Here is a 3,610-nt window from a genome sequence, read left to right as displayed (position 1 = left end):
AAATGTCGGCATGGCCGAGCAGCGTCTGGATCGTCCGCAGATCGGCGCCGCCGGCCAGCAGATGCGTGGCAAAGGCGTGCCGCAGGGTGTGCGGGGTGACCCTGGCCGGGCTTATGCCGCCGGCCACCGCCAGTTCCTTGATCAGCGCGTAGAAGCGGTGGCGCGTCAGATGCCCCTCGCGGCTGGTCGAAGGGAACAGGAAGCGCGACGGCGGCTTCCCGCGGGCGCGGGCGACGGTCTCGGCGGCGTCGCGTTCGCCCAGCCAGTCGGCAAGCGCGTCGCGCGCCGGCGGTGACAGCGGCACCATGCGTTCCTTTCCGCCCTTGCCGCGCACCAGCAGCATGCGGGGATCGCCCCGCGCAGCAGCAACCGGCAGCGAGACCAGTTCGCTGACCCGCATGCCGGTGGCGTAGAGAAGCTGCATCAGGCAGGCGTTCCGCATCCGGTCGGCGCGGGTGCGCCCGCTGGCCTCGGCCGCGGCGAGCAGCGCGTCGACCTCGGCCAGATCGAGCGTTCTGGGCAGCCGCTTCTCGCGCCCCGGGCCGCGGATCTGAAGCGCCGGGTTCTCGGATCGCCATCCCTCCTCGAATGCGAAACGATAGAGTTGCCGGATGGCCGACAGGCGGCGCGCCCGCGTGGTCCGCGCCAACCCCTGCGCCTCGCAGAAGATCAGGTAGGATTCCACCGTCGCGCGATCCGCACTGGCAAGGCCGCCGCCATTCCGTCCGAGCCAGGTGGCGAAATCCAGCAGATCGCGGCCATAGGCCAGTTGCGTGTTCCGCGCTGCGCCGAGTTCGGCCGCCTGTGCTTCGAGAAAGGCCGAGATCCAGCTTTCGGCCCGCTGCGGTGTCGTCATCGCGCGGGCTCCAGAAGCAGCATCTGCAACGATGCGCTGCGCGCGGCATCCTCGAATCCCAGTTTGCGCAGCAGAACGAGTGCGGCGGTAATATCGTCGGGGTCGCCATCGCGCCCGGCGGCAAGCGTGCGCAGCGCGGTCAGCAGCGCCTCCCCCTGGCGGTTGCCGCCGATCATCTCGGCATACTCCCGGGTCAGCACGGGAAGCGGGGTGGCGAACCCGGCGGCGATCGCCGATTCGAGATCGGTATCGGCGGATACGGGAGGGATGCCACGGGCGACAGCGGCGGCAAAGGGCAGGGTATCGCTGCCCTCGAGCGCAATGGCCACCGTCTCGTAACTGTCGGACAGCAGACCGATGCGCGGGGCGAGTGCCGCGGCCCTGCCGGAAAGCCCGAGCCCGGCCAGTTGCGGCCCGAAGGCACGGGCAAAGGGCACGGCGAGCCCGGCCGCGCGCATGTTGTTCCATGCCGCCGGCAGGGCCTGATCCACCTGTGTCGCGTCGCCGTCAGAGAGCGCCGCGCCAAGTGTCTGGACCGCCGCAACCCTGTCCCAGACGCCGCCGGATGCCGCCGGCCGGCGCTCGCCGTAGATCGCGACGAGGACCTCGGCCGGGATCGCGCCGACGCGGGCAAGCCGTTCGGCGGCTTCGACGCGGGCCTTCCAGCCGACGATGGGGCGCAGGTCGGAATGGGCGAAGGCGACCGGCAGCGGCGAGGTCGGCAGCGATTCGCCGATCGCCTCCATCATCCGGAACATCAGAGGGCTTGGCCTGGCCGGCGGTACGACCGGCGGCAGCACCTCGGCAAGCTCGGGGTCGAGGAACTGCGCCAGCATGGCGTCTTCCTCGGGTGTCAGTTGCCCGAGCGCCTTGGCCGATTCCAGTGTCACGGCGGCGGCATTCCAGTCGTCGGTGCGGGCAAGGCAGAAGATTCTGACCGGGAAGGACGGTGAAATCCCCGGCACCGCGCGCATGCGGGCACAGGCCGCCTGTTCGCGCCCGGTCAGCAGCCCCACGTCGAACGCGCGGCGAAAAAGCTGCGGCTCGTCGGTGCCGGCGCGTTCGAGAAGCGCTTCGGCCTCCTCGACCGCGCCGCGCGCCAGCAGCGCGTCGATACGCGCCTGCAGGAGCGGCGCCCTTCCGGTTGACTGGCGCGGCGGATCAAGCTCGGCCAGCATCAGCCTGCGGAACTGGTCCTGCACCGCCGGCAGCGGCGAGATGGGGAATTCCGATATCATGCGGATGAGCGTGTTCAGGTCGGATTCGCCCCAGAGATTCGCCGGAAGCCCGGTAACCGAGCGGGGCAGGAGCCCCACGCCATCGGGCGACGGCGAACCGAGCGGCCGGACCGAGATGACCTCGGTCCTGATGCCGCCGCTGACCGGGCCGGCATTCGCGCCCGGCGCCGGCGTGTCTAGCGAATGCGACAGCCAGTCGATGGCCGACATCGGCCCCGCCGTCTGCGCCCCCGCCGGCAGGGCCTGTGCCGTTATGCCCGTCACGGCAAGACAGATTGCCAGCGCTGCGCGGGTCATCGGATCAATTCGTGCCCAGCTTGATGGTTTCGGTGACTTCCTTCTGTGCCGGTGTCAGATCGGCGATATAGGCATAGCCCACCAGACCGATGCCGCCGATGACCAGAAGAACGAACAAGAGCTTGATAAGCCGCCACATATCCTGCCTGTCTTTGATGACGCTCGCCTTCGTTTGGGCGATCGCTGCCATTTATACATGGCATCGCCGGTGAATTCACGCCATTCAGGGCCGGAAATTTTCATCTCGGCGGTGTGATGCCGCAACGGAGGGCCGGGTGCGATTGAAGAAGACCGTTGTGCTGGTGGGCATGATGGGGGCCGGCAAGTCCGCCGTGGGCACGGCGCTGGCCCATCGGCTGGGGGTGCGGTTCATCGACAGCGACGCCGAAATCGTCGCCGCTGCCAGCATGTCCATCGCCGAGATCTTCGAACGCGACGGCGAGCCGTTCTTTCGTGCCCGCGAGAGCGAGGTGATCGGCCGCCTGCTCGACGGCAGGCCGGCCATCCTGTCGACCGGCGGCGGGGCGTTTCTGGCCGAACGCAACAGGCGGTTGATCCACGACCGCGGAGTTTCCGTCCTTCTCGATGTGGATATCGACCTTCTGTGGAGCCGGGTGAGGCATAAGGACACGCGCCCGTTGTTGCGTACTGCGAACCCGCGTGCCACGCTGGAAGAAATCCATGCGGCGCGGGCACCTGTCTATCAACTGGCCGATCTTGCGGTAAAGGCGCGTGCGCACTACGCGGTTGCCGACATGGCCGAGCAGGTGGTACTTGCACTCAAGACGCGCCCGGATGTCCTGGAGGTGAATTGACGAATGGAAATCGTCCATGTCCAGTTGGCCGAGAGGTCGTATGAAATCGGTATCGGGTCCGGCATCCTGTCCCGTGCGGGCTACCGGATCGCGCCGTTGCTGAACCGGCCGAGGGTGGCGATCATCACCGAGGAAACCGTGGCAAAGCTGCACCTCGCGGCGCTGCGGGCGGCGCTCGACGAGGAGGGGATCGACAGCAGCGTGCTGATTCTGCCGCCGGGCGAAGGCACGAAATCCTGGTCTTTCCTGACCCGGACGGTCGAATGGCTTCTGGAAGAGAAGATCGAGCGCAACGACATGGTGATCGCCTTTGGCGGCGGGGTGATCGGCGATCTGGCGGGGTTTGCCGCGGCGATCCTGCGCCGGGGCGTGCGATTCGTGCAGATCCCCACCAGCCTGCTGGC

Annotated in this window: 5 protein-coding genes; 2 read left to right on the top strand and 3 right to left on the bottom strand. The window is 68.1% G+C overall.

Annotated elements, in window-relative coordinates:
• The 3 genes from ACK5IR_RS13750 to ACK5IR_RS13740 form a co-directional block, all read right to left on the bottom strand.
• On the bottom strand, positions 1-856 hold an 856-nt coding region (locus tag ACK5IR_RS13750), incomplete at its 3' end, for a tyrosine recombinase (protein ID WP_416929742.1).
• Positions 853-2,391, bottom strand: a complete 1,539-nt coding sequence (locus ACK5IR_RS13745; protein WP_416929741.1) for a hypothetical protein — start codon at positions 2,389-2,391, stop codon at positions 853-855. The genes ACK5IR_RS13750 and ACK5IR_RS13745, both read right to left, overlap by 4 nt.
• 4 nt (positions 2,392-2,395) lie before the next feature.
• Positions 2,396-2,581 (bottom strand): hypothetical protein, encoded by a 186-nt coding sequence (locus tag ACK5IR_RS13740; RefSeq protein WP_416929740.1) that lies wholly within the window; start codon positions 2,579-2,581, stop codon positions 2,396-2,398.
• 31 nt (positions 2,582-2,612) lie between these two features.
• Between ACK5IR_RS13740 and ACK5IR_RS13735 the strand changes: the two genes are divergently transcribed.
• Both ACK5IR_RS13735 and ACK5IR_RS13730 read left to right on the top strand, forming a co-directional pair.
• Positions 2,613-3,206 (top strand): shikimate kinase, encoded by a 594-nt coding sequence (locus ACK5IR_RS13735; RefSeq protein WP_416929743.1) that lies wholly within the window; start codon positions 2,613-2,615, stop codon positions 3,204-3,206.
• 3 nt (positions 3,207-3,209) lie between these two features.
• A partial coding sequence (locus ACK5IR_RS13730) for an iron-containing alcohol dehydrogenase (RefSeq protein ID WP_416929739.1) occupies positions 3,210-3,610 on the top strand: 401 nt, incomplete at its 3' end.

The sequence above is a fragment of the Tropicimonas sp. genome (assembly GCF_047971885.1).
Classification (GTDB): Bacteria; Pseudomonadota; Alphaproteobacteria; order Rhodobacterales; family Rhodobacteraceae; genus Tropicimonas.
Note: the sequence above shows the minus strand (reverse complement) of the source record. Positions and strands in the feature narration are given on the sequence as shown.

Bases quoted from the DNA above. Each gene is read 5' to 3' on its own strand.
- ACK5IR_RS13745 (WP_416929741.1), bottom strand. From the start codon at position 2,391: ATGACCCGCGCAGCGCTGGCAATCTGTCTTGCCGTGACGGGCATAACG.
- ACK5IR_RS13740 (WP_416929740.1), bottom strand. From the start codon at position 2,581: ATGGCAGCGATCGCCCAAACGAAGGCGAGCGTCATCAAAGACAGGCAG.